The 25,919-nt window shown below is 70.5% G+C and carries 21 protein-coding genes, 1 tRNA gene and 1 rRNA gene; 16 read left to right on the top strand and 7 right to left on the bottom strand.

All coding sequences use genetic code 11. The features are described 5' to 3' along the window. Positions 1–126 precede the first annotated feature (126 nt). The gene (locus A5481_RS14470; RefSeq protein ID WP_048432224.1) at positions 127–1,008 is read left to right on the top strand and encodes a cell envelope integrity EipB family protein; all 882 of its coding nucleotides are present in this window, start codon (positions 127–129) and stop codon (positions 1,006–1,008) included. An 88-nt stretch (positions 1,009–1,096) separates the two neighbouring features. Here A5481_RS14470 and A5481_RS14465 read toward each other — a convergent pair whose 3' ends face one another. Both A5481_RS14465 and A5481_RS14460 read right to left on the bottom strand, forming a co-directional pair. Beyond that, entirely contained in the window at positions 1,097–2,473 is a 1,377-nt protein-coding gene (locus A5481_RS14465; protein WP_048432225.1) for a DNA polymerase IV, read from the bottom strand. Between the two features lie 13 nt (positions 2,474–2,486). Beyond that, on the bottom strand, positions 2,487–2,762 hold the full coding sequence (locus tag A5481_RS14460) for a DUF3572 domain-containing protein (RefSeq protein ID WP_245238628.1): 276 nt from the start codon (positions 2,760–2,762) through the stop codon (positions 2,487–2,489). 135 nt (positions 2,763–2,897) lie between these two features. Between A5481_RS14460 and A5481_RS14455 the strand changes: the two genes are divergently transcribed. Continuing rightward, positions 2,898–3,278, top strand: a complete 381-nt coding sequence (locus A5481_RS14455) for a response regulator (RefSeq protein WP_048432226.1) — start codon at positions 2,898–2,900, stop codon at positions 3,276–3,278. 26 nt (positions 3,279–3,304) lie between these two features. Then, the gene (locus A5481_RS14450; RefSeq protein WP_048432227.1) at positions 3,305–4,669 is read left to right on the top strand and encodes a PleD family two-component system response regulator; all 1,365 of its coding nucleotides are present in this window, start codon (positions 3,305–3,307) and stop codon (positions 4,667–4,669) included. A 125-nt stretch (positions 4,670–4,794) separates the two neighbouring features. Here the strand turns inward: A5481_RS14450 and A5481_RS14445 are convergent, their stop codons facing one another. Next, positions 4,795–6,297 carry a bifunctional ADP-dependent NAD(P)H-hydrate dehydratase/NAD(P)H-hydrate epimerase gene (locus tag A5481_RS14445; RefSeq protein WP_048432228.1) on the bottom strand — a complete coding sequence of 501 codons (1,503 nt, stop codon included), beginning with the start codon at positions 6,295–6,297 and terminating at the stop codon, positions 4,795–4,797. 203 nt (positions 6,298–6,500) lie between these two features. On the opposite strand from A5481_RS14445, the gene A5481_RS14440 reads away from it, so the two are divergent. Together A5481_RS14440 and glnA are read left to right on the top strand one after the other, a co-directional pair. Continuing rightward, positions 6,501–6,839 carry a P-II family nitrogen regulator gene (locus A5481_RS14440; protein WP_048427121.1) on the top strand — a complete coding sequence of 113 codons (339 nt, stop codon included), beginning with the start codon at positions 6,501–6,503 and terminating at the stop codon, positions 6,837–6,839. A gap of 99 nt (positions 6,840–6,938) precedes the next feature. Then, positions 6,939–8,351 (top strand): type I glutamate--ammonia ligase, encoded by a 1,413-nt coding sequence (glnA, locus tag A5481_RS14435; protein WP_048432229.1) that lies wholly within the window; start codon positions 6,939–6,941, stop codon positions 8,349–8,351. A gap of 85 nt (positions 8,352–8,436) precedes the next feature. Here the strand turns inward: glnA and A5481_RS14430 are convergent, their stop codons facing one another. Then, positions 8,437–9,996, bottom strand: coding sequence for an FAD-binding oxidoreductase (locus A5481_RS14430; protein WP_197514188.1), 1,560 nt, complete (start codon positions 9,994–9,996; stop codon positions 8,437–8,439). Positions 9,997–10,329: 333 nt separating this feature from the next. On the opposite strand from A5481_RS14430, the gene rnr reads away from it, so the two are divergent. The 5 genes from rnr (at position 10,330) to rpmG (ending at position 15,405) form a co-directional block, all read left to right on the top strand. After that, a complete protein-coding gene (gene rnr / locus A5481_RS14425; protein WP_048432230.1) occupies positions 10,330–12,633 on the top strand; it encodes a ribonuclease R in 2,304 nt (767 codons plus the stop codon). Between the two features lie 74 nt (positions 12,634–12,707). Beyond that, positions 12,708–13,157, top strand: coding sequence for a DUF983 domain-containing protein (locus A5481_RS14420; protein WP_048432245.1), 450 nt, complete (start codon positions 12,708–12,710; stop codon positions 13,155–13,157). After that, positions 13,111–13,851 carry an NUDIX hydrolase gene (locus A5481_RS14415; protein ID WP_048432231.1) on the top strand — a complete coding sequence of 247 codons (741 nt, stop codon included), beginning with the start codon at positions 13,111–13,113 and terminating at the stop codon, positions 13,849–13,851. The genes A5481_RS14420 and A5481_RS14415 overlap by 47 nt, the downstream gene beginning before the upstream one ends. Before the next feature lie 71 nt (positions 13,852–13,922). After that, positions 13,923–15,092, top strand: coding sequence for an MFS transporter (locus A5481_RS14410; protein ID WP_048432232.1), 1,170 nt, complete (start codon positions 13,923–13,925; stop codon positions 15,090–15,092). A 145-nt stretch (positions 15,093–15,237) separates the two neighbouring features. Next, positions 15,238–15,405: a 50S ribosomal protein L33 gene (gene rpmG / locus A5481_RS14405; RefSeq protein ID WP_048432233.1), complete on the top strand. Its 168-nt coding sequence runs from the start codon at positions 15,238–15,240 to the stop codon at positions 15,403–15,405. A gap of 85 nt (positions 15,406–15,490) precedes the next feature. Here rpmG and A5481_RS14400 read toward each other — a convergent pair whose 3' ends face one another. Beyond that, positions 15,491–15,970 carry a hypothetical protein gene (locus A5481_RS14400; protein ID WP_048432234.1) on the bottom strand — a complete coding sequence of 160 codons (480 nt, stop codon included), beginning with the start codon at positions 15,968–15,970 and terminating at the stop codon, positions 15,491–15,493. 246 nt (positions 15,971–16,216) lie between these two features. After that, positions 16,217–17,674, bottom strand: a complete 1,458-nt coding sequence (locus tag A5481_RS14395; RefSeq protein ID WP_048432235.1) for a multicopper oxidase family protein — start codon at positions 17,672–17,674, stop codon at positions 16,217–16,219. 196 nt (positions 17,675–17,870) lie between these two features. Between A5481_RS14395 and A5481_RS14390 the strand changes: the two genes are divergently transcribed. The 5 genes from A5481_RS14390 to lon all read left to right on the top strand — a co-directional run bounded on the left by A5481_RS14390 (position 17,871) and on the right by lon (position 24,543). Then, positions 17,871–17,955, top strand: a tRNA-Leu gene (locus tag A5481_RS14390). A 141-nt stretch (positions 17,956–18,096) separates the two neighbouring features. Then, positions 18,097–19,518, top strand: a complete 1,422-nt coding sequence (gene tig, locus A5481_RS14385; protein WP_048432246.1) for a trigger factor — start codon at positions 18,097–18,099, stop codon at positions 19,516–19,518. A gap of 111 nt (positions 19,519–19,629) precedes the next feature. Further along, the gene (locus A5481_RS14380; RefSeq protein ID WP_048427128.1) at positions 19,630–20,259 is read left to right on the top strand and encodes an ATP-dependent Clp protease proteolytic subunit; all 630 of its coding nucleotides are present in this window, start codon (positions 19,630–19,632) and stop codon (positions 20,257–20,259) included. A gap of 293 nt (positions 20,260–20,552) precedes the next feature. Next, positions 20,553–21,824, top strand: a complete 1,272-nt coding sequence (gene clpX / locus A5481_RS14375) for an ATP-dependent Clp protease ATP-binding subunit ClpX (protein WP_048427129.1) — start codon at positions 20,553–20,555, stop codon at positions 21,822–21,824. Between the two features lie 295 nt (positions 21,825–22,119). Next, positions 22,120–24,543, top strand: a complete 2,424-nt coding sequence (gene lon / locus A5481_RS14370) for an endopeptidase La (protein ID WP_048432236.1) — start codon at positions 22,120–22,122, stop codon at positions 24,541–24,543. 109 nt (positions 24,544–24,652) lie between these two features. Here the strand turns inward: lon and A5481_RS14365 are convergent, their stop codons facing one another. Then, positions 24,653–25,060, bottom strand: a complete 408-nt coding sequence (locus tag A5481_RS14365) for a Ros/MucR family transcriptional regulator (protein WP_064504005.1) — start codon at positions 25,058–25,060, stop codon at positions 24,653–24,655. A gap of 663 nt (positions 25,061–25,723) precedes the next feature. Between A5481_RS14365 and A5481_RS14360 the strand changes: the two genes are divergently transcribed. Continuing rightward, positions 25,724–25,919 (top strand): 16S ribosomal RNA (locus A5481_RS14360); the annotation flags it as partial.

Raw genomic sequence — 25,919 nt, 5'->3', positions numbered from 1 at the left:
CGCCCCGGCCGATCCCGGTGCCGGCGCCCTGTCGCCGGGCGTCACGTTGCCGGGCGTCGGGGCGGGGCCTATCTTGGGAAGGCCAACAGGCCGACGCCAGCACCGGCGGCCGCCCCGGGAGACCTCATGCGATCACTCCTCGCGTGCGTCCTGCTCGCGCTCTCGCCGTCCGCCTTGGCGGCCGAGGCCGTGCATCTCGCGCCCCACCGCGCCGTCTACGACCTGTCGCTGTCCGGCAGTTCCGGCACCCGCGCGGTCGAGGGCGCCCGGGGCCGGATCGTGTTCGATTTCTCCGGCGATTCCTGCAAGGGCTTCGCCCTGCAGTACCGGCAGGTGACGGTGCTGGAGAGCTCGGAGAGCGGCACCCGCACCTCCGACCTGCGCAACACCACCTTCGAGAGCGGCGACGGGCGCAGCTTCCGCTTCCGCACCCAGTCCGACCTCAACGGCAAGGCCGCCGCCCCGGTCGACGGCAGCGCCGAGCGCTCGGCCAACGGCGTCGACGTCACCCTCAAGCAGCCCAAGCGCGGCGAGATGGCGGTGCCCGGCGAGGTGCTGTTTCCCGCCGCCCACATGCGCCGGCTGATCGAGGCCGCCCGCGCCGGGCAGACCACCGTCGCCGTGAAGGTGTTCGACGGGTCGGATGACGGCCGCAAGGTCTACGACACCCTGGCGGTGATCGGCCCGCAACGCGCCGTCGCGGCCGATGCGGCCAAATCCGATCCGGCCAAACCCGACGCGACCAAGCCGGACGCGCCGAAGCCGGCCTCCGTGCCCGTCGACGCCCCCTTGCGCGACGGCGCGATGGCGGCGATGCCGCACTGGCCGGTGACGCTCAGCTACTTCTCGCCGGGGGAGGGGGAGCGCACGCCCGTCTACGTCCTCGCCTTCGACCTCTACGAGAACGGCGTGAGCGGGGCGCTGCGCCTCGATTACGGCGAGTTCTCCCTCAAGGGCGAGCTCTCGCGCATCGACCTCCTGCCGGAGAGCAAGGACTGCAAGCCCTGACCGGCTGCCGAGCGGACGGCCGAGCGGACGGCCGAGCGGGCGGCCGAGCGGGCGGCCACGGGGTCCGGCGAGCGGACTGCCGGGCCGCCTAGCGCGATCCTCGCTCCGGCGGCCCTTTGCCGGGCGGGGCCTCTCCGGGCGGCCGCTTGCCGGGCGGCCCCTTGCGCGCACCTCCGCCGGACGGATTTCCGTCCTGCGGTGCGAAGCCGAGCCCGCGCTGCACCGCCGCCGCGCCGAAGCGGTCGCGCAGGGCGTCGATCGCCGCGGCCCGGCGGGCCTCGCGGACGGCCGAGACGTCGGCGAGGTCGCCCCGGTCGGCATGGGCCGCGCCGCACAGGTCGCCGGCCCCGATCCCGATCAGCCGGAAGGCGGTGCCGTCGCAGGCCTCGCGCAGCAGCGCCTCGGCCGGGCGAAACAGCCGCTCGGCGACCTGCGTCGGCGCCAGCCCCGAGCGGGTGCGGGTGCGCAGGCGGAAATCCCGGTCCTTCAGCTTCAGGGTGACGCTGCCGGCGGCGAGCTCGGCCCGCTTCAGGCGCCGCGCCACCGTCTCGCACAGCCGCCACAGCACCGGCCGCAGGTCCTCGAAGGCGCGCAGGTCCTCGGCGAAGGTGGTCTCGCCCGAGATGCTCTTCGTCTCGCGCACGGGCTGGACCCGGCGCGGATCCTCGCCGCGGGCGAGCGCGCGCAGCCGCGCGGCGTCGCGCCCGAGCGCGGCCTGCAGCCGCTCGGGTGCGACCCGGCCGATCTCGCCGATCCGCCGGATGCCCAGCGCGGCGAGGCGCTCGGCGGTGGCCTGGCCGATGCCGGGCAGGATCCGCACCGGCCGCGGCGCCAGGAAGGCCTCTGCCTCCGCCCGGCCGATGATCGAGAAGCCGCGCGGCTTCTCGAGGTCGGAGGCGATCTTGGCCAGGAACTTGTTGGGGGCGAGCCCGACCGAGACGGTGATGCCGATCTCCGCCTCGACCCTGCGGGCGAAGCGCGCCAGGGTCACGGCCGGCGCGGCGCCGTGCAGCCGCTCGGTGCCGGACAGGTCGAGGAAGGCCTCGTCGATCGAGACCGGCTCGACCAGCGGCGTCAGCGCCTGCATCATCGCCCGCACCTCCCGGCCGACCCGGGCGTACTTCTCCATGTCGGGCCGCAGCACCACCGCGTCCGGGCAGGCCTCGAGGGCGCGGAACATCGGCATCGCCGAATGCACGCCGCGGATGCGCGCGATGTAGCAGGCGGTCGAGACGACGCCCCGCCGCCCGCCGCCGATGATCAGCGGCCGGTCGCGCAGGGAGGGGTCGTCGCGCTTCTCGACCGCGGCGTAGAAGGCGTCGCAATCGACGTGCGCGATGGCGAGCGCGTCGCGCTCGGGATGGGCGAGGAGGCGCGGTGAGCCGCAGGCCCGGCAGCGGGATCCCGGCGCGTCCGGGCCGGTCGCGCCGCAATCGCGGCAGAAGGCGGCGCTCCCCGTCCTCATCGGCGCGCCCGGCTCACTCGCTGAACTCCGGCGGCCCGAGGCGGCGCCACGCCTGGGTGATCCGCTCGGGCGAGACCTCGAGGGCGCCCGCACAGGCCACGAGCAGCTCCTCGTCCGCCACCACGTGGTCGAGGAGGCCGGCGATGAGCTCCGGGCTGCCGGCGGCCTGCCGCAGCGCGTCCGGCGAGAGGCCGGAGGTCTCCATGAACCGCAGCAGGCGCCCCGGCTCGCCGGTGACGTAGCCGAAGACGCGGGTTCCCAGGGCCTCCGCGGCGGATTCACTCAGCACTCCGCCACGGGGATCGGACCCCCTGGCCAATCCATCGAATTTGCGTTTCATCAACATGTGCCGCTTAACAGTGTTGCGGGTCCGGTTTGCTGCCGGGTGTGACGCGGGCCGCTGGAGCGCCGGGGACAGTGAGCCATGACGAAAACGGTGCTCATCGTCGAGGATAACGAGCTGAACATGAAGCTCTTCAACGACCTGTTGGAGGCTCACGGCTACGCGACCCTCAAGACGGCCAACGGGATCGAGGCGATCGAGCTGGCGCGCCGGCATCGGCCGGACCTGATCCTGATGGACATTCAGCTCCCCGAGGTCTCGGGCCTCGAGGTCACTAAATGGCTCAAGGAGGACGATGAGCTCAAGGGCATCCCGGTGATCGCCATCACGGCCTTCGCCATGAAGGGTGACGAGGAGCGCATCCGCGAGGGGGGCTGCGAGGCCTACCTGTCGAAGCCCATCTCGGTCGCGAAGTTCCTCGCGACGGTGCGCACCTATGTCGGCGACGAGCGCCAGAGCTGATCCAGAGCTGAGAGGCCTGACCTTCCATGTCGGCACGCGTTCTCATCGTCGACGACCTGTTTCCGAATATTAAATTGCTCGAGACGAAATTGACCGTCGAGTATTTCGACGTCGTCTCGGCGATGAACGGGCCCGACGCGCTCGCGGTGTGCGAGAAGGGCCTGTGCGACATCGTGCTGCTCGACGTGATGATGCCGGGCATGGACGGGTTCGAGGTCTGCCGCCGGATCAAGTCGACGCCGACGACCGCCCACCTGCCGGTGGTGATGGTGACCGCCCTCGACCAGCCGGGCGACCGCCTGCGCGGGCTCGACGCGGGCGCCGACGATTTCCTGACCAAGCCGATCGACGACACCGCCCTGATGGCCCGGGTGCGCAGCCTGGTGCGCCTGAAGGCGGTGACCGACGAGCTGCGCAGCCGCGCCATGGCCTCGCGCGTCGGCGATCCCCTGGCGGCCGCCACCGCCGAGACTGGCCACAACGCCAACGTGCTGATCGTCGAGGATCGCCGCTCCTCCGCCGAGCGGCTGGCGGCGGCGCTCGGCCAGTACCATTGCGTCGAGGCGGTGGCCTCGCCGCAGGAGGCGCTGGAGCGGGTCAAGGCCGGCGACTACGACGTGGTGCTGGTGAGCCTCGACCTGCAGGAGCATGACGGCCTGCGCCTGTGCAGCCAGCTGCGCTCCCTCGACCGCACCCGCACGGTGCCGGTGGTGATGCTGGCCGATCCGCACGACCGCGCCCGGATCATGCGCGGCCTCGATCTCGGCGTCCACGACTACCTGGTCCGCCCGATCGACCGCAACGAGCTCGTCGCGCGGGTCCGCACCCAGGTGAAGCGCCGGCGGTTCTCGCACTCGCTGCGCGAGTCGGTCCAGGCCTCGATGGACCTCGCCGTCACCGACGGGCTCACCGGCCTGCACAACCGGCGCTACCTCGACAGCTACCTCGCCGGCCTGTTCTCCGAGCCTTCCTTGCGCGACCGGCCCGTGGCGCTGCTGATCCTCGACATCGACCGCTTCAAGTCGATCAACGACCGCTTCGGCCACGATGCCGGGGACGAGGTGCTCAAGGAATTCGCCACCCGCATCCGCGGCCAGACCCGCGGCATCGACGTGGTGGCGCGCTACGGCGGCGAGGAGATCGTCGTCGTGGTGCCCGATACCGGGCTCGACGCCGCCCGCCAGGTCGCCGAGCGCATCCGCGAGCGGATCGAGGCGGCGGCCTTCCAGGTCCAGCGCGGCACCTGCGCCATCGACGTCACGGTCTCGATCGGCGTCGCGGTCCGCCAGGCGGCGGACGACGATCCGGGCCAGATCCTCAAGCGCGCCGACCTCGCGCTCTACCAGGCCAAGCAGGACGGCCGGAACCGCGTGGTCGCCGCGGCGGCGTGAGGGGAGGGGCGCGGACGCGCCCGGCGCGACCTCCCACCACCGTGACACCCGCTGCGTCGTCCCGGGCTCTCGGCAAGCCTCGCGCCGGGACGACGGTGCGCCGGGGGAGACCGGCGCGGCCCGCCTCACGGCCGACCCGACCCCTCCGGCAGATCCCCGAGCACCGCCGGCATCAGCTCCGGCAGGTCTTCCGCGATCAGGCCCGGCCCGTGCCGGCGCGCGGCCGCGGCGTGGAGCCAGACCGCGGCGGCGGCGGCCTCGAACGGCGCCATCCCCTGCGCGAGCAGGCCGCCGGTGAAGCCGCACAGCACGTCGCCGCTGCCGGCGGTGCCGAGCCAGGGCGTGCCGTTGGAATTGATGGCGGCGCGGCCGTCGGGGGCGGCGATCACCGTGTCGGGCCCCTTCAGCACCACGACCGCGCCGAGATAGGCCGCCGCGGCGCGGGCGCGCGCCAGCTTCGAGCCCTCCGCCGGCACCGCGGCCACGCCCCTGAACAGGCGCGCGAACTCGCCCTCGTGCGGCGTCGCGACGGCGCCCGCTCCACCCTCGGCGATCATCTGCGCCAGCTCGTCGGCCTTGCCCGAGAAGCTCGTCAGCGCGTCGGCATCGAGGACGAGGCCGCGGCCGGCCTCGGCGGCGACCCGCACGAGGTCGCGGGTCGGGGCGCCGGTGCCGAGGCCCGGGCCGGCGACGACGACGTTCAGGCGCTCGTCGGTGAGCGTGTCGTCGAGGTCGTCGGCGCCGTCGCAGCCCTTCAGCATGATCGCCGTGAGGTGGGCGGCGTTCTCGGGAAGTGCCGGCGTCGGCGACAGCACCGTGACGAGGCCGGCGCCGATCCGCAGCGCCCCGCGGGCGGCGAGCCGGGCCGCGCCGGTGCGGTGGGCGGGGCCCGACAGCACCACCGCGTGGCCGCGCGTGTACTTGTGGCCGTCCTCGGCGAGGCGGGGAAAGGCGCCGCCCCACAGATCCGGCCCGTTGACGTGGGCCGTTGCCCCGATTCCCGCCACCACCGCGTCGGCGATGCCGATATCGGCGACCGTCACCGGCCCGCACAGGTGCCGGCCGGGCAGGAGCAGGTGGCCGGGCTTGCGCCGCACGAAGGTCACGGTCTCGGTCGCGGGAAGGATCGCGCCGCGGGCGGCGCCGGTATCGCCGTCGAGCCCCGAGGGTACGTCGACGGCGAGCACTGGCACCCCGGCCTCGCCGATCCGCGCGACGAGGAGCGCCGCCTCGCCGTCGAGCGGGCGGGCGAGGCCCGCGCCGAACAGCGCGTCGATCACCAGGGCGACGCCCGCCGGGTCGGCGCCGGCCGCCGCCGTCACCGGGCCGCTCCATTCCGCGGCGGCCGCCGCCGCGTCGCCCGCGAGCGCGTCGCGCGATCCGAGCAGCGCGACCGCGACGGTCGCGCCGGCCTCGGCCAGCAGGCGCGCGGCCACGAACCCGTCGCCGCCGTTGTTGCCCGGCCCGCACAGGACGAGGATCCGGCCGCCGCCGGCCAGGGCCCGGGCCCGCTCGGCGACCGCCGCGCCGGCCCGGTGCATCAGCGTCAGTCCCGGCGTGCCGGCACCGATCGCCGCGGCATCGGCCCGTCGCATCTCGTCGGTGGTGAGCAGCTCGGTGCCGGCCATCGCATCATACTCCGGGTAGCGCCCGGGCAGCGGCAGCTTTGCCGCGGCGCCGGACTTGGGAACGGCGGATTGCGCAACAAACGCGCAGCAATTGATTAATTGTTGGGCAATCCCGGTCCGCTCCCGGGAAATCCCCCGTGGCGGTCGGCGCGGCGCGATGCTAGGAATGCCGCCGGAACCGTTGCAGACCAGGCCCGCCCGGCATGAAGAAGATCGAAGCGATCATCAAGCCCTTCAAGCTCGACGAGGTGAAGGAGGCCCTGCAGGAGGTCGGCCTCCAGGGCATCACGGTGATCGAGGCCAAGGGCTTCGGCCGCCAGAAGGGCCACACGGAGCTCTATCGGGGCGCCGAGTACGTGGTCGACTTCCTGCCCAAGGTGAAGCTCGAGATCGTGCTGCCCGACACGCTGGTGGACGGCGCGGTCGAGGCGATCCGCAAGTCGGCCCAGACCGGCCGCATCGGCGACGGCAAGATCTTCGTCTCCTCGATCGAGGAAGCGATCCGCATCCGCACCGGCGAGACCGGGTCGGACGCGATCTGACGCTCCGCCTTCTCTGCAGCGACGAAAACCGCGGCCTGACCCCCAGGACCGCGGCTTCATGGTGGCCAGAACACCGTTCTAGGAAGGGATCAGACGAGAATGTCTAAGACCGCGACGGACGTCCTCAAGGAAATCAAGGAAAACGACGTCAAGTACGTCGATTTCCGCTTCACCGATCCGCGGGGCAAGTGGCAGCACGTCACGTTCGACGTGTCGCTGGTCGACGAGGACATCTTCGCCGAGGGCACGATGTTCGACGGGTCGTCGATCGCCGGCTGGAAGGCGATCAACGAGTCCGACATGCTGCTGATGCCGGACCCGGCGACCGCCTGCATGGATCCGTTCTTCTCCGCCTCGACGATGTCGATCGTCTGCGACGTGCTCGAGCCCTCGACCGGCGAGCCCTACAGCCGCGATCCGCGCGGCATCGCCAAGAAGGCCGAGGCCTTCGTCAAGGCGAGCGGCGTCGGCGACACCATCTTCGTCGGCCCCGAGGCCGAGTTCTTCGTCTTCGACGACGTCCGCTTCTCCGCCGATCCGTACCACACCGGCTTCAAGCTGGATTCGGTCGAGCTGCCGATCAACGGCCAGACCGAGTACGAGGGCGGCAACCTCGGCCACCGCGTCCAGATCAAGGGCGGCTACTTCCCGGTCCCGCCGCAGGATTCGGCCCAGGACATGCGCGGCGAGATGCTGGCCGCCATGCAGTCGATGGGCGTCAAGGTCGAGAAGCACCATCACGAGGTCGCCTCGGCCCAGCACGAGCTGGGCATGAAGTTCGACACGCTGACCCTGATGGCCGACCAGATGCAGATCTACAAGTACTGCATCCACAACGTCGCCCAGAGCTACGGCAAGACCGCGACCTTCATGCCGAAGCCGGTCTACGGCGACAACGGCTCGGGCATGCACGTCCACCAGTCGATCTGGAAGGACGGCAAGCCGGTCTTCGCCGGCAACAAGTACGCCGACCTGTCGCAGGAGTGCCTGTGGTACATCGGCGGCGTCATCAAGCACGCCAAGGCGCTCAACGCCTTCACCAACCCGTCGACCAACTCCTACAAGCGCCTGGTCCCGGGCTACGAGGCGCCGGTGCTGCTGGCCTACTCGGCCCGCAACCGCTCGGCCTCGTGCCGGATCCCGTGGACGACCTCGCCGAAGGCCAAGCGCGTCGAGGTCCGCTTCCCCGACCCGATGGCGAACCCCTACCTCGCCTTCGCGGCCCTGCTGATGGCCGGCCTCGACGGCATCGCCAACAAGATCGATCCCGGTCCGGCCATGGACAAGGACCTCTACGACCTGCCCCCGGCGGAGCTCAAGGAGATCCCGACCGTGTGCGGCTCGCTCCGTGAGGCGCTCAACAGCCTCGACGCCGACCGCGAGTTCCTCAAGGCCGGCGGCGTGTTCAACGACGACTTCATCGACTCGTTCATCGAGCTGAAGATGACCGAGGTGATGCGCTACGAGATGACCCCGCACCCGATCGAGTTCGTGAACTACTACTCGCTCTGAGACGATCGCGGTTCAGACAGGGGAAAGAAGGGGGGCCGGAGCGATCCGGCCCCTTTTTTCGTCCCGGGCCGGTCGAGGCCGGTTCCTACTTCGTCGCCTGGGGCAGCGGGATGCTCTGCGGGAACCGGAAGACGTTGTCCGGGTCGTACTGGAGCTTGATCGTCCGCAGCCGCGCGACGTTCTCGCCGTAATAGGCGTCGAGCCAGTTCGGCAGGTCTCGGCTGGGAAAGTTGACGTAGGATTCCTTCTGCACGAAGTCCTGCATGTCGGCGAAGTAGGCCGTGAGCCAGCGCTGCTGCGCGGCGACGACCTCGGGCGTGTCGAGCGGGCTCCAGGACGCCTCCATCTCGACGATGAAATCGGACTTGCGGTGGACGTAGGCGGTTTCGGTCGTCCCGACCGCCTTCACCTTGCCGCCGGCGGCGAACAGGATGCCCATGTTGTCCTGCCGCAGCGACCCGCCCGGCCATCGCTCCATCCAGCCGATCATCCGCTCCAGGCCCGCGCCGCCGAGCCGGCCCGCGACGTAGCTCGACCGGATGTCGTAGAGCCCGATCGGGTCGTCCGTGACGAGGTAGTCGCGGGCGGCCCAGTAGTTCATCCCGTTGATCTCGCAGACCATCGGCGCCACCCGGCCGAGGGGCCCGGCCAGCAGCTCCCGCAGCTTGTCCGGCGGGCCGAAGAACTGGCCGAGGGTCTGCACGTGCAGTGCGCCGCGGGTGACCTTGCCGGCATTCGCCGGGGCCATCTTGCTGCGGGTCGAGATCAGGTCGGGATGGGCGAGCTGGATCTCCTGCAGGTCCAGCATCAGCTCGACCTGCCGCTCGGCCGGCCACACGATGTTGAACACCGTGACGTCGTGCACCTCGTGCGCCTGGTAGGTGAACGAGGTGTGCACCGCGAAGTTGCCGCCGCCGCCGCCCCGAGCGGCCCAGAACAGGGCGTCGTCCTCGCCGGCCTTGGCGGTGGCCCGGCGCAGGCGGCCATCCGCCGTGACCGCCTCCGTCGCCCGGAGCGCGTCGCAGGTCAGGCCGTAGCGCGTCGCCGAGAAGCCCCAGCCGCCGCCGAGGGTGAGCCCGCTGATGCCGACCGTCGGGCAGCGGCCGGAGGCGACCGCCAGGCCCGAGGCCCGGAAGGCGTCGGCCATGTCCTGGTTGTTGGCGCCGGCGCCGATCGTGACGAGGCCGGTCTTCGCGTCGATGGCGATTCCGCTCATCGGCTTCACGTCGATCAGCAGGCCGCCGGTCGTCGAGAAGCCGGCGTAGTTGTGCCCGCCGCAGCGAATCGCGAAGGGCCGGCGCTCCTGGCGCGCCCAGGCGATGCAGGCGCGCACCGCCTCGTCGCCGGTGCACATCGCGATCGCCAGCGGGGAGACGTCGGCCCAGCGGCCGTTGTTCGGCCAGGCGGCGACCAGGAATCCCGGCTCGTTCGGGCGGATCAGCCGACTCGGCCGGCCCTGCGGATCGCGCAGGTTGCGCAGGTCGCGCGCGAGGGCCTCGAGCCCGTTCGCCCGCGGCGCCTCGAGGGCCGCCGCGGCGGGAACCCGGCTCCCCAGGGCCGCCCCCGCCGCCATCGCGGCGCCCGACTGGAACAGCCGCCGCCGGCTCACGCTCGACATCGTCTGGGTGGAGATCGTCTTGCTCATGGACTCTGATTCGCTCCCGCCGAATCCCGCAGCGGTACTCAGCAGTCGAGACTCAGTTCAGTCAATGCACGTTTTTAGAAAACAATAAATCATGACGTAGATGCTGATTCGATAATAATCGGTTAAAATATTGTTAATCAGGGATCGCGTCCCGCGGCCGGCGCCGGCCGCGGGACGGGCCGGGTGCCGCCCGCCGGCGGCGCGGCGGGGCGACGATCCGCGGGCGTTGCTCCGCAGGCCCCGACGTCCCATATCGTCGACAAGGGTTTGCGGCGGCTTGGCCCGGGACCGCCGCCTCCGCCCACCCGTCGTCCCGCCTCTCTGGATCGTGCTTTGGCCAAACGCATTCACCCGAAGCCGGCCCATGCCGCCCTGCCCAGCCGCGAGGCCGTGCTCGCCTTCATCGAGGACTCGCCCCAGAAGGTCGGCAAGCGCGAGATCGCCCAGGCCTTCGGCATCAAGGGCTCGGACAAGATCGAGCTGAAGCGCCTGCTCAAGGACCTCCAGGAAGAGGGCACGATCGAGAAGGACCGCTCCGGCCTGCGCAAGGCCGGCCGCCTGCCGCCGGTCGTGGTCGCCGACATCGACACCCGCCGCGACCGCGACGGCGAGCTGGTGGCGCGGCCCGCGCAATGGGACCCGGAGGCGGGCCCGGCACCTCTCATCACCGTGCTGATGCCGCGCGGGCGCCGCGCCAACGGGCCGGCCCCCGGCACCGGCGACCGGGCGCTCCTCAAGATCGAGCCCGACGGCGACACGCCGGCGCGCTACATCGGCCGGGTCATTAAGGTGATCGGCCGCAACAAGGCCGAGACGCTCGGCGTGTTCCGCGCCCTGCCGGCGGGCGGCGGGCGCATCGTGCCGGTCGACAAGAAGGCGCAAGGGCGCGAGATCGCGGTGCCGCCGGGCGGGGAGGGCGACGCCCTCGACGGCGACCTCGTCACCGTCGCGCTCGGCCGCGAGGACCGGTTCGGGCTGACGCAGGGCCGCGTCAAGGACCGCCTCGGCAGCCTCGGGTCGGAGAAGGCGGTCAGCCTGATCGCGCTCCACGCCCACGGCATCCCGCACGTCTTTCCCCGCGAGGTGCTGGCGGAGGCGGAAGGGGCCCGCGAGGCCGGGCTGGACGGCCGGGAGGACTGGCGTGACCTGCCGCTGGTCACCATCGACCCGCCGGACGCCAAGGACCACGACGACGCCGTGATGGCGGTGCCCGATCCCGATCCGGCCAATCCGGGCGGGTTCGTGGTCACGGTGGCGATCGCCGACGTCGCGGCCTATGTCCGGCCCGGCACCGCCCTCGACCGCGAGGCGCTCCTGCGCGGCAACTCGGTCTACTTCCCCGACCGGGTGGTGCCGATGCTGCCCGAGCGGATCTCGAACGACCTCTGCTCGCTGCGCCCCGGCCAGGACCGGCCGGCGCTCGCGGTGCGGATGATCGTGACGGCCGAGGGACGGAAGGTCCGCCACGGCTTCCACCGGGTCATGATGCGGTCCCGCGCCAAGCTCGCCTACGCGCAGGCGCAGGCCGCCATCGACGGCAGGCCCGACGAGGTCACCGGCCCGCTCCTCGACGGCTGCCTGCGCCCGCTCTGGGCCGCCTACGAGGCGCTCGCAGCGGCCCGCGACGCCCGCGGGCCGCTGGCGCTGGACCTGCCCGAGCGCAAGGTGATCCTGAATCCCGAGGGCGGGGTCGACCGGGTGATCGTGCCGGAGCGCCTGGCCGCGCACCGGCTGATCGAGGAGTTCATGATCCAGGCCAACGTCGCGGCGGCCGAGACCCTGGAATCCGCCCGCCAGGCCCTGATCTACCGCGTCCACGACGAGCCCTCGCTCGAGAAGATGCGGGCTCTGGGCGAGGTGATGGCCTCGATCGGGCTCAAGCTGCCGAAGGAGGCGAACCTCCGCCCGGCGCTGTTCAACCGCATCCTCGGCATGGTGGCGGGGAGCGAGCACCAGCTCTTCCTCAACGAGGTCGTGCTGCGCTCGCAGGCGCAGGCCGTCTACGCGGCCGAGAACGCGGGCCATTTCGGGCTCGCCCTGCGCCGCTACGCCCACTTCACTTCGCCGATCCGGCGCTACGCCGACCTGATCGTGCATCGCGCCCTGATCCGCGCCCTCAGGCTCGGCACCGACGGCCTGCCCTCGGGCATGGAGACCGGCGACCTCGCCGAGATCGGCCAGCAGATCTCGGCCGCCGAGCGCCGCGCTATGGCGGCGGAGCGCGAGACGATCGACCGCCTGATCGCCCACCACCTCGCCGACCGGGTCGGCGCGACCTTCTCGGGCCAGATCTCGGGCACGACCCGGTCGGGCCTGTTCATCAAGCTCGACGAGACCGGGGCGGACGGCTTCGTGCCGATCTCGACCCTCGGCGCCGACTATTTCCGCTACGAGGAAGGCCGCCATGCCCTCGTCGGCGAGCGCACCCGCGAGACCTTCCGCCTCGGCGACAAAGTCGAGGTGCGCCTGATGGAGGCCGCGCCGGTCGCCGGCGCCCTGCGCTTCGAGATCGCCGGCGGCGGACGGGCCGCCGCGCCGGGTCCCGCCCGGGGCGGGATGCGCAAGGAGCCGCGCAAGGGCCGGCCGTCGCCGGCGGGCCGCGACGGCCTGACCAAGCGCCGCGGGAGGCGGGCATGATCGAGATCCACGCCGGGCCGGCCGCCGGGCCGGACGAAGCGCAAGCCCGGCGGATCGGCGCCGGCCCGCACTGGATGCCGGCGATGGCGCGGGGGTTCCGCAACCGCTGCCCGCATTGCGGCGAGGGCCGGCTGTTCGGCCGCTTCCTGAAGGTGCGGCCGGATTGCGAGGCCTGCGGGATGGAGTTCCACCACCACCGCGCCGACGACCTGCCGCCCTACCTGGTGATCTTCGTCGTCGGCCACATCGTGGGCCTCGGCGTCCTCGAGAGCGAGATGCGCCTCGACCTGCCGTTCTGGTTCCAGATGACGGTCTGGCCGGCGCTCGCCCTCGTCGCCTCGCTGCTGCTGCTCCAGCCGACCAAGGGGGCGGTGGTCGGGCTGCAATATGCCCTTGGCATGCATGGCTTTGCCGCGATACGCCGCGCCGGGGCCGGGCCGGCGGGCGCTCCGGCCGAGCACGAGACGGAGATGCGGCATGGCGGCAGGACCGACGGACGGAACGGCGGCTCCGGCCGCCCGTGAGCGGCGGGCGAAGCCGCTGCGGATCCGCAACGCCGCGACGCTGATCATCCTCGATCGCACCGGCGACCAGCCGAAGGTGCTGATGGGGCGGCGCCATGCCGGCCACAAGTTCATGCCCGGCCTGTTCGTCTTCCCCGGCGGCCGGATCGAGCTCGGCGACCGCGCGATGCCGGTGGCCGGCACCCTCAACGACCGCGCGGAAGCGGCGCTGGCCGAGCGGGTCCACCCGCCGCTGTTCCATCTCGGCCGGGTCCTGGCGCTCGCGGCGATCCGCGAGACCTACGAGGAGACCGGGCTGATGATCGGCACCACGGATTACGGCCCGCCCGAGTCGGCGCCGCCCGGGGCCTGGTCGGCCTTCCGCGAGGCCGGGGTGATGCCGGACCTCGAGCTGCTGGAATTCGTCGCCCGGGCGATCACCCCGCCCTCGCGCCCGAAGCGCTTCGACACCCGCTTCTTCGCCGTCGACCGCGAGGCGGTGGTGGCCGAGACTCCCGGCATCGTCGGCCCCGATTCCGAGCTGACCGAGCTCGCCTGGGTCAACCTCGCTGAGGCGCGCCGGCTGGAGCTGCCGCGCATCACCGCGATCGTGCTCGACGAGCTCGAGGCGCGGCTCGCGGCGGGGTTCAGCCCGATGCTGCCGGTGCCGTTCTTCCGCGACGTCGAGGGCGAGCACACGCGGGAAGAGCTGTGACGGGCTGAGGCCGGGCTGGCCTTCGATGGCGTCCTGGCCCATATGAGCCGGCCCTGCCGGCCAGCCCCATCATGACGAGCCTCACCACCGATTCGGAGTTCGGTCCCGCGCGCCTCGCCGCCATCGCGGCCGCCATCACCTGCGTGGCGGTGGTCGGCATCGGGCTCAGCCTGTCGATCCCGCTCCTGTCCCTCGAGATGGAGCGGATGGGCCTGTCCAACACCTGGATCGGCGTCAACACGGCGATCGCCGGGGTGGCGAGCATCGTCGTGCTGCCCTTCGTGCCGCGGGTGGCGGCGCGCCTCGGGGTGATGCCGCTGCTGCTCGGCGCCATCGCGGTCGGGGCGCTGGCGCTGCTCGGCTTCCGGGCGGTGCACGACTTCGCCTGGTGGTTCCCGCTGCGCTTCGTGTTCTCGGCCGCCCTCGGGGTGCTGTTCGTGCTCTCCGAGTTCTGGATCAACCAGGCGGCGCCGCCGGCCCGGCGCGGACTGGTGATGGGGGTCTACGCCACGGTGCTGGCGCTCGGCTTCGCCATCGGCCCGGGGCTGCTGCGGATCCTCGGCACCTCCGGCTGGGCGCCCTACCTCGCTGGGGCGGCCCTGTTCTGCGCCGGGGCGCTGCCGCTCGTGATGGCCCGCGGGCTGTCGCCGGAGATCCCGCACAAGGGCGGGCGCGGCTTCCTCGGCTACCTGCGGGTCGCGCCCTCGGCGACGCTCGCGGCGCTGATCTACGGCGCGGTCGAGACCGGCGGCTTCGCGATCCTGCCGATCTACGGCCTGCGCCTCGGCCTCACCCCCGAGCAGGCGGCGGGGCTCGTGAGCCTCGCCGCGCTCGGCAACGTGCTGTTCCAGATCCCGGTCGGTCTGATCGCCGACAGGGTCGACAAGCGCCGCGTGCTGCTCGTCGCCGCGTTCCTCGGCGCCGTCGGGGCGGCGGCGCTGCCGCTCGGCGCCGAGGATGCCCGGCTGCTCGGCGTCATCCTGTTCCTGTGGGGCGGCATCGCCGGCACGCTCTACACCGTCGGCCTCGCCCATCTCGGGGCGCGCTTCGACGGTGCGGCGCTCGCCGGGGCCAACGCGGCCTTCCTGGTGCTCTACAACATCGGCCTGGTGCTGGGACCGCCCCTCGTCGGGGGCGGCATGGACCTCGCCTCGCCGCACGGCTTCGCCTGGTCGCTGGCGCTGCTGTTCGTCGCCTACCTGGCGGTGGTCGGCGGGCGGATGATCCGGGCCGCCCCTTGATGCCGGCAGCGCGGCCGACGGCCGCCCGGGCTTGACGCCCGGAGGGTGATGGGGCAGGAAGGCGCCGCGTTCTGGCCGGGCCTGCCCGGCCGTTTTGCGTTTCGGTCTTCCGGGCGCAACACCCCCAGCCACAAGAGGTCGCGCCATGGCCAAGGCCGTCACCGTCAAGATCAAGCTGCTCTCGACCGCCGATACCGGCTTCTTCTACGTCACGAAGAAGAACTCCCGTACCAAGACCGATAAGCTGTCGTTCCGCAAGTATGACCCGGTCGCGCGCAAGCACGTCGAGTTCAAGGAGACCAAGATCAAGTAAGCTTGATCTTGTCAGGTCTCGCCGCCTCGCGCGGCATGAAAAAGGCCGCCCGCGAGGGCGGCCTTTTTCGGTTGGCGGGCGCCCGTCACCCGAACAGGTACATCGCCCCCGGCAGGGCGACGAAGCCCGCGGCGCAGCCATAGGCGAGCCACAGGCCCGGGCGGCGGGTGGCGAGGCGGTGCAGGCGCTTGGCGGTCGGCCCGGCCTTGACGGTGCGCCCGTTCACGCACGAGCACAGCAGGTGATGGGCCTCGCCGGTGCTCAGCTCGAAGAAGCTGCGGGCATCGCCGAAGGTGTCGCCGGCAAGCCCGCTCGCCCGCAGCACCGGATCGGCGTAGGCGAAGCTCAGCGGCGAATTGTCGGCCCGGATCGCCCCGCGCAGCTTCCGGGGCACGAACTCGATCTCCTCCAGGGTCACGAAGCTGCGGCCCGGATCGCGTTCGAGGATCTCGGCGAAGCGCTCGAGCCGGGCCCGGCGGCCCTCCAGGAGGGCCTCCTTCCGGAGCGGCGGGAGCGTCTCGACGTCGGCAATGTCGCGGATGTGGCGAAGCGGCTGGTGTTCCATGCTGGGCATCCTCGTCGATGCGCGGCAGCTCGTTGCGCGCTGCTAGTGCGCCAGCATGCTCCAAGCATCTCGGCGATGCATTCGCTCAGGTTAACACGTTTTCTTGAGCGCTTGTCGGTGGTTTTAGAAACAAAGCCGGCAAGACCGGCGCCATCAAAGACTTACTGTCGTGGCTCTAAGCTTGACTGGACAGGTCCGGCGGTCGGGATGCGACCGCCGGACGCACGGGCGCGGGGCGCGACCGGCTCACGTCACCTCGAACCAGCCCCACAATCCGGTATCGAACCGCTCCAGCGCGGTGGCGCTGACGAGCCAGCGGCCGGGATTGTCGGCGAGGAACGCGATGCGGGCGGTGCGGCCCTCGAGCAGCTGGAACGTGTCGAGCCAGTAGGGCTCCCAGCCGTCGTCGAGGGGGTGCAGCAGCCGGAAGACGTGGCCGTGCAGGTGCAGCGATTGCGGGAAGGCGGTGCCGTTGGTGAGAGCCAGCACCACCGCGGTGTTGCGCTTGACCGTGAACAGCGGCGGGTTCTCGGGCCTGCCGGCGGCGCCGTTGAGGGTCCAGATCCGGCTCGGATCGCCGGAGAAGGTCGGGGCCGCCTCGGGCTTGGCCTTGTCGAGGGCGGCCCCGCCCGCGATGGCGATGTCGCGCCGGAAGGCGTTCTGGAGCTTGATCTCCGGCGGCAGCAGCTTGTTCTCGCCGATCGGCGCGACGGCGGGGCGCGCCGCCACTGGCTCGCCCTTGGCGACGATGTGGGCGAGCGGCATGCCGGGGCCGATCAGCGCCACCACGCTGCCGGCCGGCTCGGCGGCGCCCGGCACGTCGAGGAGGATGTCGTAGCGGGTGCCGGGCGGGAAGGGGAGGGTGGCGCGCAGCGGCTCGAACGTGTCCGTCGGCTGCCCGTCCACCGCCGCCACCCAGGCCTTGAGCCCGTCGAAGCGGATCCGGGTCGCCCGGGCGTTGCAGGCATTGGCGAGGCGCAGCCGCAGGCGGGTGCCCGGCGCCGCCTCGATCGTCTCCGGCGTCGGCTTGCCGTTGACCGTGAGCGCGTTGCCGAGCCGGCCGGAGCTCGCCGCGAAGGCGACCTGCCCGAAGGGCGCGAGCGTCCCGTCCGGCTCCAGGCGCCAGTCCTGGAGCAGCAGCGGCACGTCGCGGTCGACGACCGGCGGCGTCTTCTCCTCGACCACCAGCATCCCGGCGAGCCCGCGCCCCGCCGGCTCGCTCGACCCGCCGACGACGAGGGGGCGGATCAGCGAGGTGCCGGCATCCGGGGGCGTGAACTCGTAGAGGAAGCTCGCGCCCGGGGCGACCGGGGCCTGCGTCACCCCGCCGACCCCGTCCATGGCGTTGCGGTTGCGCACGCCGTGCCAGTGCAGCGACAGCGGCCGCTCGGTCCTGTTCTCGAGCTTGAGCCTCACCGCCTCGCCGTGCCTGATCCGCAGGACCGGCGGGGCGCACCGTCCGTCGAAGGTCCAGACCGGGGTCTCGGGCGCCGGCTCCGGCCTGATCCGCGCGCGCCCCGGCGCGGCCGTCAGGCGCCCGGCCTCGGCGGCGCCGGCATCGGCGGGCCTGCCGTCCGGACGTCCCGCCGGACCTCCCGGCGCCGGCCGGGGCGCGCCGCCCTGCGCGCGGACGAGGCCCGGCGCGAGGGAGAGGGCGGCGCCGGCGAGCAGCGCGCGGCGCGAGGGCGGCAGGGACGACGGCATGGCACCTCGCTTGGGCGGAGTTTCGGGAGGGAATTGTCGGGACGCCGGGCCGGCCGGGCTTCCCCCCGCGTCGGGAGCCGCCTTGTAGCCGGGCCGGCGGCCCGCGGCGAGGCGGGGCCTAAAATTCTTGCTGCGTGACCGATCCACCATGCTATAGAGCCGCGCCCGGGCGCGTAAGGCCCCGGGCGCGAGCGTCGCGGGCGTGGCGGAATTGGTAGACGCGCTGGATTTAGGTTCCAGTGACGAGAGTCGTGGGGGTTCGAGCCCCTCCGCCCGCACCACATCCGCCAGGCGACACGACGGATTGGGTTCAAGCAGCAGGGCCGGCTCCTTGTCCTGATGGTCCCGTCGCACGGTGCAAGCCAGCGCCGTCCGGGCCCGCGGGGAGGCCGGATTCGAAGGTGCAAGGCGGAATGACGACGATGCAGGTGACCGAGACCAAGTCCGAGGGGCTCAAGCGCGAATTCCAGGTCGTCGTCCCGGCGGCGGAGCTGGAGACCCGGCTCGCGACCGAGCTCGACGGGATCAAGGGCAAGGTGCAGATCAAGGGCTTCCGCCCGGGCAAGGTGCCGGTGGCCCACCTGCGCAAGGTCTACGGTCGCTCCGTGATGGCCGACGTCGTCCAGAACGCCGTCAACGAGGCCAACCAGAAGATCGTCGAGGACAACAAGCTCAAGCTCGCCCTCGAGCCTCAGGTGCAGATGCCCGAGGACAAGGACACGATCGAGAAGGCGCTCGACGCCAAGGCCGACCTCGCCTTCACGATCGCCCTCGAGGTGATGCCGACCTTCGAGCTGGTCGACCTGTCGGACGTGAGCCTGACCAAGCAGGTCGTCACCGCCTCCGACGAGGAGATCAGCGAGACGATCGAGCGCATGGCCTCGGCCAACCGCCCGTTCGAGGACCGTCCGGAGGGCGAGGCCGCCCAGTCCGGCGACCGCCTGGTGATCAACTTCACCGGCCGCATCGACGGCACCCCGTTCGAGGGCGGCACCGGCGAGGACATCAACCTCGACCTCGGCTCGAACACCTTCATCCCGGGCTTCGAGGACCAGCTGGTCGGCGCCAAGGCCGGCGACGAGCGCCTGGTCAAGGTCACCTTCCCGGAGGCCTACGGCGCCGAGCACCTCGCCGGCAAGGACGCCGAGTTCGACGTCGTGGTGAAGGCCGTCAAGGCCCCGGGTGAGCTCACGATCGACGACGAACTCGCCAAGACCTTCGGCATGGACTCGCTCGACGCCCTCAAGGACGCCGTGCGCACCACCATGGGCCGCGAGTACGAGGCGGCCTCGCGCCAGAAGCTGAAGAAGGGCCTCCTCGACGCCCTCGACAGCCGCTATTCGTTCGAGCTGCCCCCGAGCCTGGTCCACCAGGAATTCGCCGCCGTGTGGGCCCAGGTCGAGCAGGACCTGAAGAACCGCGGCAAGACCTTCGAGGACGAGGACACCACCGAGGAGAAGGCCCGCGCGGAGTACCGCCGGATCGCCGAGCGCCGCGTGCGCCTCGGCCTGGTGCTTGCGCAGGCCGGCGAGAGCGCCGATATCAAGATCTCGGACGACGAGGTGAATCAGGCCCTGATCGCCCGCGTCCGTCAGTTCCCCGGCCAGGAGCAGCAGGTCTGGGATTTCTACCGCAAGACCCCGCAGGCGCTGGCCGAGCTGCGCGCCCCGCTGTTCGAGGAGAAGGTGGTTGACCACGTCCTCGGCCAGGTCAAACTGGTCGAGGAGCCCGTCTCCAAGGAGGCGCTGTTCGCCGACGAGGACGACGCCGAGGACGCCAAGACCGACTCGGACAAGTCCGAGACGGCCGAGGCCGCTCCCGCGGGTGAGTCCAACCCGGCCTGATCCTCGTCCGGTCCCGAACGGGCGGCGGGGACGGGGCCTGCGAGGTCGTACGTTTCCGCCGCTACCCCGGCCGCCCCGAGGCGGCCGGGTTCCGTTCAGAGGGCCAGTGAGATGAGAGATCCGGTCGATTATTACAACAGCGCGCTCGTGCCCATGGTGGTCGAGCAGTCGAGCCGCGGCGAGCGCGCCTTCGACATCTACTCGCGCCTGCTGCGCGAGCGCATCATCTTCCTGACCGGCCCGGTCGAGGACTACTCCGCCTCGCTGATCGTGGCGCAGCTGCTGTTCCTCGAGGCGGAGAACCCGAAGAAGGAAATCTCCTTCTACATCAACTCGCCGGGCGGCGTGGTCACCTCCGGCCTGTCGATCTACGACACGATGCAGTTCATCCGTTGCCCGGTCGCCACGCTCTGCGTCGGCCAGGCCGCCTCGATGGGCTCGCTGCTGCTGGCCGCCGGCGAGGCCGGTCACCGCTTCGCGCTGCCGAACGCCCGGATCATGGTGCACCAGCCCTCCGGCGGCTTCCAGGGCCAGGCCACCGACATCCTGATCCACGCTCGCGAGATCGAGGCCCTGAAGCGGCGCCTCAACGAGATCTACGTGAAGCACACCGGCCGCGAGTACGAGGCGATCGAGCAGGGTCTCGAGCGCGACAACTTCATGACCGCCGATGCGGCCAAGGAGTGGGGCCTCATCGACGAGGTGCTGCAGAAGCGCGCCGAGGCTCCGGCCCAGGCGTAACGAATCCCGGCGGCGGCAGGTCCTGCCGGTCCGGGATGGTCCCGGGACGGCAGGGCCTGCCCCGAAAGGACAGGGGCCGCTCCCGAAGGCAGGCCCACTGATGCGGCCATTTGGCGGGAGCCTGTCGCATCGGTGGGATTGATCCCGCGGTGGCTGCGTGTTTGCATCGCGATTCTGCACCGGGCGCCCGGCGGCGCGGGGGGCGGTGACTGTTTCTTTAGCCGGGCGCCACTATCTAAAAGCGATGCGGTCGCGTCCCCGGGGCGGGGCCGGTCGGGGACTTGGAGACCCATATGAGCAAGGCTGGCGGCAACGACTCGAAGAGCACGCTGTACTGCTCGTTCTGCGGCAAGAGCCAGCACGAGGTTCGCAAGCTGATCGCGGGCCCGACCGTCTTCATCTGCGATGAGTGCGTCGAGCTGTGCATGGACATCATTCGCGAGGAATCGAAGTCCTCGCTGGTGAAGTCGCGGGACGGCGTACCGACCCCAAAGGAAATTCGGCGGGTCCTCGATGATTACGTCATCGGGCAGGACTTTGCCAAGAAGGTCCTGTCGGTGGCTGTGCACAACCACTACAAGCGCCTGGCGCACGCGACCAAGCACAACGACGTCGAGCTGGCGAAGTCCAACATCCTGCTGATCGGCCCGACCGGGTCGGGCAAGACCTTGTTGGCCCAGACCCTGGCGCGCATCCTCGACGTGCCGTTCACGATGGCCGACGCGACGACGCTGACCGAGGCCGGTTACGTCGGCGAGGACGTCGAGAACATCATCCTCAAGCTGCTCCAGGCCTCCGACTACAACGTCGAGCGGGCGCAGCGCGGCATCGTCTACATCGACGAGATCGACAAGATCTCGCGCAAGTCCGACAACCCGTCGATCACCCGCGACGTGTCGGGCGAGGGCGTGCAGCAGGCGCTGCTGAAGATCATGGAGGGCACGGTCGCCAGCGTGCCGCCGCAGGGCGGGCGCAAGCACCCGCAGCAGGAGTTCCTGCAGGTCGACACGACCAACATCCTGTTCATCTGCGGCGGCGCCTTCGCGGGCCTGGAGCGGATCATCTCGGCCCGCGGCAAGGGCACGTCGATCGGCTTCGGCGCCACCGTCCAGGCGCCGGACGACCGCCGCACCGGCGAGATCTTCCGCAACGTCGAGCCGGAGGACCTGCTGAAGTTCGGCCTCATCCCCGAATTCGTCGGCCGTCTCCCGGTGCTCGCGACCCTCGAGGACCTCGACGAGACCGCGCTGAAGCGGATCCTGCAGGAGCCGAAGAACGCGCTGGTCAAGCAGTACCAGCGCCTGTTCGAGATGGAGAACGTCGACCTGACGTTCCAGGAGGAGGCGCTGAGCCTCGTCGCCCGCAAGGCGATCGAGCGCAAGACCGGCGCCCGCGGCCTGCGCTCGATCCTGGAGAGCATCCTGCTCGAGACGATGTACGACCTGCCCGGCCTCGATTCGGTCGAGCAGGTAGTGATCGGGCCGGAGGTCGTCGACGGCAAGTCGCGGCCGCTCTACATCCACGGCGACCGCGGCAAGGAGACGCCGGCGAGCGCCAGCGCCTGACGACGCGACCCGGGAGGCCGCCGCGACCCCGCGGCGGCCTCTCTTGCGAGAGCAGCCCGGATGCGGCTCCGGGTGGCCTTCAGCCTCCAGTGGCACGGTGCTTGAAAGCGGCATCCCGAGGGGCCACCTGAGACTCGACGCGGCGGCCGCATGCTCACCAGAGACGAGGTGCGGTGCCGCGACCCGGCCGCTCTCCTCGTTTCCGACCCCCGCGGCCCGGTCGGCCCCCACCGTTCCTCCTGCTTTTCCCGACGAGGGGAGGGACCTGGGCGTCACCACACAAGGAAGTCAGTCAATGACCCAGCCGAAATCGCGCCAGCCCGTCGTCCCCGGCTCGACCGGGACCTACGCGGTCCTGCCGCTGCGCGACATCGTGGTCTTCCCGCACATGATCGTGCCGCTCTTCGTCGGCCGCGAAAAGTCGATCCGTGCGCTCGAGGAAGCGGTCCGCACCGACCGGCACATCCTGCTCGCCACCCAGGTCAACGCCACCGACGACGACCCGGCCACCGACGCGATCTACACCATCGGCACGCTCGCCAGCGTCCTGCAGCTGCTCAAGCTCCCCGACGGCACCGTGAAGGTGCTGGTGGAGGGCGGCGGCCGGGCCAAGATCCAGGATTTCGTCCGCTCGGACGAGTACTACGCCGCCGACGCCGAGGTGCTGCCGAACGATCTCGGCGACAAGATCGAAGCCGAGGCGCTGGCGCGCTCGGTGATCTCGGAGTTCGAGAACTACGTCAAGCTCAACAAGAAGATCTCGCCCGAGGTGGTCTCGGCGGTGATCCAGATCGACGAGCCCTCGAAGCTCGCCGACACGGTCGCCTCGCACCTCGCGGTCAAGATCTCCGACAAGCAGGCGATCCTCGAGATCCCGACGGTCGCCCAGCGGCTGGAGCGCGTGCTCTCGCTGATGGAGAGCGAGATCTCGGTGCTGCAGGTCGAGAAGCGCATCCGTACCCGCGTCAAGCGGCAGATGGAGAAGACCCAGCGCGAGTACTACCTGAATGAGCAGATGAAGGCCATTCAGAAGGAACTCGGCGACGAGGACGGCCGCGACGAGCTGGCCGAGCTCGAGGACAAGATCGAGAAGACCAAGCTGTCCAAGGAGGCGCGGGACAAGGCCCTGGCCGAGCTGAAGAAGCTGCGCCAGATGTCGCCGATGTCGGCCGAGGCGACGGTCGTGCGCAACTACCTCGACTGGATGCTCGGCATCCCGTGGGGCAAGCGCTCGAAGATCAAGAAGGACCTGCCGGGCGCGCAGGCGATGCTCGATTCCGATCACTTCGGCCTCGACAAGGTCAAGGAGCGGATCGTCGAGTATCTGGCGGTGCAGCAGCGCGCCAACAAGCTCACCGGCCCGATCCTCTGCCTCGTCGGTCCCCCCGGCGTCGGCAAGACCTCGCTCGGCAAGTCGATCGCCAAGGCCACGGGCCGCGAGTTCGTCCGCATGTCGCTCGGCGGCGTGCGCGACGAGGCCGAGATCCGCGGTCACCGGCGGACCTATATCGGCTCGATGCCCGGCAAGATCGTGCAGTCGATGCGCAAGGCCAAGACCTCGAACCCGCTCATCCTGCTCGACGAGATCGACAAGATGGGCATGGACTTCCGCGGCGATCCCTCCGCGGCGCTCCTCGAGGTGCTCGATCCGGAGCAGAACGCGACCTTCAACGACCATTACCTTGAGGTCGATTACGACCTGTCGAACGTGATGTTCGTGACGACCGCCAACACCCTCAACATCCCGCCGGCCCTCCTGGACCGGATGGAGGTGATCCGCATCGCCGGCTACACCGAGGAGGAAAAGGTCGAGATCGCGCGCAAGCACCTGATGCCCGGCGCGCTGAAGAAGCACGGCCTCGACACCAACGAGTGGTCGATCACCGATGACGGCCTGATGCTCCTGATCCGCCGCTACACCCGCGAGGCGGGCGTGCGGAACCTGGAGCGCGAGATCTCGAACCTGATCCGCAAGGCGGTGAAGGAGATCCTGATCTCGGGGGTGAAGAGCGTGACGGTCTCGGCCGACAACCTCGACACCTTCCTCGGCCCGGCGAAGTTCCGGTACGGCGAGGTCGAGACCGACGATCAGGTCGGCGTCGTGACGGGCCTCGCCTGGACCGAGGTCGGCGGCGAGCTGCTCACGATCGAAGGCGTCATGATGCCCGGCAAGGGCAAGATGACGGTGACGGGCAACCTGCGCGACGTGATGAAGGAATCGATCTCGGCGGCGGCGTCCTACGTCCGCTCGCGGGCGGTCGATTTCGGGGTCGAGCCGCCGCTGTTCGAGCGCCGGGACATCCACGTCCACGTGCCGGAGGGGGCGACCCCGAAGGACGGCCCGTCCGCCGGCATCGCCATGGCGACGGCGATCGTCTCGGTCATCACCGGCATCCCGGTGCGCCGCGACATCGCGATGACCGGCGAGGTCACCCTGCGCGGACGGGTGCTGCCGATCGGCGGCCTCAAGGAGAAGCTGCTGGCGGCTCTGCGGGGCGGCATCAAGATCGTGCTGATCCCGGAGGAGAACGCCAAGGACCTGGTGGAGATTCCCGACAGCGTGAAGAACGGGCTCGAGATCGTTCCCGTCTCGCGCATGGATCAGGTTCTCGAGCGGGCACTGATCCGCAAGCCCGAGGCGATCGAGTGGGACGAGCCGCTGCCGAAGGCTGCCCCGGTCCGGACCGAGGACGATGCCTCGGGGCTGGTGGCGCACTGACCCGCGCGCCGATCAGTGGCTGATATGAAAAGGCCCCCGGACCGCGAGGTCCGGGGGCCTTTTCAACTTGGTGGATCACCGCTCTCGCCGGGCGGGTTCCGCCGGGATCTCAGGCGCTGCGGCGACGGCCTAGGCCGCTGTTCTTGGCGAGCTCCGAGCGCTGGGCGGCGTAGTTGGCGGCGACCATCGGGTAGTCGTGCGGCAGGCCCCACTTGCGGCGGTACTCCTCGGGGGTGAGCCCGCGGGTCGACAGGTGGCGCTTGAGCGACTTGTACTGACGGCCGTCCTCGAGGCTGATCAGGTAGTCGGGCGTGACCGTCTTCTTGATCGGCATCAGCGGCACCGGCTTCTCGGCCTCGGCCATCTCCGCCCCGCCATCGAGGCGGCTCAGCGACTGGTGCACCGCGTTGATCAGCGCCGGCAGGTCGGCGAGCGGCACGGAGTTGTTGGACACGTAGGCCGACACGATGTCCGCCGCGCGTTCAATCAGGTTGGTTTCTTGATCTTGGTCCAGCATTCAATCGGCTCCGATGTCAGAATGCGTGCCCCATGAAGGTTCGCACGCTGCAGGTCAATATTTCTTTTTGGGAATGCGACAGAATTACACTCAGGAAACAAAATTGTGCGCTATCGATATCGCATTTCTGTGGATGTCGTGAGGCGAACTCTCCCTATGCGTCTGTGTAATACATGGGATGCGTGACGGTTCGAGGCCGACGCCGCGAGGGGCGGGGAGCGATGGGTGGCCGACTGCGCGAGTCGGGAATGGGCGCCATGGGCGAGAGGGGAGGGGGGATAGGCGGGCGGGTGTCGCGATGGCTTCACAAACCGGTTGACGGGCCGAAAGGCGGGGCCTATACGACCACCCATCGGCGCCGGCCGCGACAGCGGCCCAGGCGCTGAGCCATCTTCGAGACAATCCGGGCCGGCGAGCCTGACCTTGGTCAGGCGCTGGTCCAGTTGTCGCCGATGATACCCCCGGTTTCGGCCTGGCCGCTCTTTGACAAGTTCATCTGAGAAAGAGAAGCGTGGACGGCGTCGTCCCTGCGGATCCGGGTTTCGGCCTGGATCGTGAGTAGGATGATGCTGATCCGACGTTTCGGTGCTCACACGATCAGGCGGAAACGCCGATCGGTTGTGTGCTTCCGTTTTATGTTGTGATCAGCTTTGATCAGCTCTTCAACTTGAGAGTTTGATCCTGGCTCAGAGCGAACGCTGGCGGCAGGCTTAACACATGCAAGTCGAGCGGGCATCCTCGTGGTGTCAGCGGCAGACGGGTGAGTAACACGTGGGAACGTGCCCTTCGGTTCGGAATAACTCAGGGAAACTTGAGCTAATACCGGATACGCTCTTGTGGGGTAAGGTTTATCTGCCGA

This window comes from Methylobacterium platani (assembly GCF_001653715.1).
Taxonomy (GTDB): Bacteria; Pseudomonadota; Alphaproteobacteria; order Rhizobiales; family Beijerinckiaceae; genus Methylobacterium; species Methylobacterium platani.
This window is presented reverse-complemented; position numbering and strand designations above follow the sequence as displayed.